Annotated in this window: 2 protein-coding genes; both read left to right on the forward strand. The window is 69.6% G+C overall.

What is annotated here, in order from left to right; genetic code table 11:
- The coding region (locus ACIOFR_RS42305; protein WP_401006176.1) for a Mu transposase domain-containing protein at nucleotides 1-642 on the forward strand (642 nt) is incomplete at its 5' end.
- The gene (gene istB, locus ACIOFR_RS42310) at nucleotides 642-1,484 is read left to right on the forward strand and encodes an IS21-like element helper ATPase IstB (protein WP_401006178.1); all 843 of its coding nucleotides are present in this window, start codon (nucleotides 642-644) and stop codon (nucleotides 1,482-1,484) included. The genes ACIOFR_RS42305 and istB, both read left to right, overlap by 1 nt.
- Nucleotides 1,485-1,526: the final 42 nt, after the last annotated feature.

Here is a 1,526-nt window from a genome sequence, read left to right on the forward strand (position 1 = left end):
GCCGTGAAGATCCACCTTTGCCGGCCCCGCGACCCGGAGGCCAAGGGCCTGGTCGAGCGGGCGAACGGCTACCTGGAGACAAGCTTCCTGCCCGGCCGCACCTTCACCGGCCCCGACGACTTCAACACCCAGCTGACCGCCTGGCTGCAGATCGCCAACCGCAGGCAGCACCGCTCCATCGACGCCCGGCCCACCGACCGCTGGGAGGCGGACCGGGCGGCGATGCTCGCCATCCCGCCCGTCGACCCGCCCGCCTGGTGGCGATTCCACACCCGCATCGGCCGCGACCACTACATCCGCGTCGACACCAACGACTACTCCGTCCACCCCCGCGCGATCGGACACACCGTCATGATCCGCGCCGACAACGAAGAGGTCACCGCCGTCACCGGCGAGGACGTCGTCGCGCGGCACGCCCGCTGCTGGGCCAAACACCAGTCCATCACCGACCCCGACCACGCCGCCGCGGCCGCCGTCCTGCGCGGCGAGGTCTGGCACCAGAAGGCCGCCCGCGCCGCCACCGCCCGCGCCGCGGCCCTGGCCCCCGACAGCCTCGGCATCGAAGTCGAACAACGCGAGCTGGGCACCTACGACCGGATGTTCACCCTCATCGAGGGCGGCGCCGGAAAGGAGGACACCTGATGGCACGCACGAGCGCTCCCACTACCTCCACCCAACCGCATCGGACCGATGGCCAGACTGCCCGAACGGGCCGCCAGACCGCCGCTGACCTGGCTTTCCTCGCCCGCGCCATGAAGGCGCCCGCTCTGCTGGACGCCGCCGAACGCCTGGCCGAGCGAGCCCAGGCGGAGTCATGGACCCACACCGAGTATTTGGTCGCCTGCCTGCAGCGCGAGGTCTCCGCCCGGGACAGCCACGGCGGAGAAGGCCGCATCCGCGCCGCCCGCCTTCCCGCGATCAAGACCATCGAGGAACTGGACGTCACCCATCTGCGCGGTCTGACGCGCCAACAACTCTCTCACCTGGGAACACTGGACTTCATCACGGGCAAGGAGAACGTCGTGTTCCTCGGCCCGCCCGGCACCGGCAAGACCCACCTCGCCACCGGTCTCGCGGTCCGGGCCTGCCAGGCCGGCCACCGCGTCGCGTTCGCCACCGCCGCCCAGTGGGTCGACCGCCTCGCCGCCGCCCACCACAGCGGCCGGCTCCAGGACGAGCTGGTCAAACTCGGCCGCTACCCGTTGATCGTGATCGACGAGGTCGGCTACATCCCGTTCGAGGCCGAGGCGGCGAACCTGTTCTTTCAGCTCATATCGAACAGATACGAACGGGCGAGCGTGATCGTCACCTCGAACAAGCCCTTCGGCCGGTGGGGAGAGGTCTTCGGCGACGAGACCGTCGCAGCCGCCATGATCGATCGACTCGTCCACCACGCCGAGGTCCACTCCCTCAAAGGCGAGTCCTACCGCATGAAGGGCCGCGAACTCGGCCGCATCCCCACCTCGACCACTGACAACGACTAACCAAGATCAACCAGCGACGCGAGGGTCAGAACTCAACCGGCC

The organism is Kitasatospora sp. NPDC088346 (assembly GCF_044740765.1).
Classification (GTDB): Bacteria; Actinomycetota; Actinomycetes; order Streptomycetales; family Streptomycetaceae; genus Kitasatospora.

Bases quoted from the DNA above. Each gene is read 5' to 3' on its own strand.
- istB (WP_401006178.1), top strand. From the start codon at position 642: ATGGCACGCACGAGCGCTCCCACTACCTCCACCCAACCGCATCGGACC.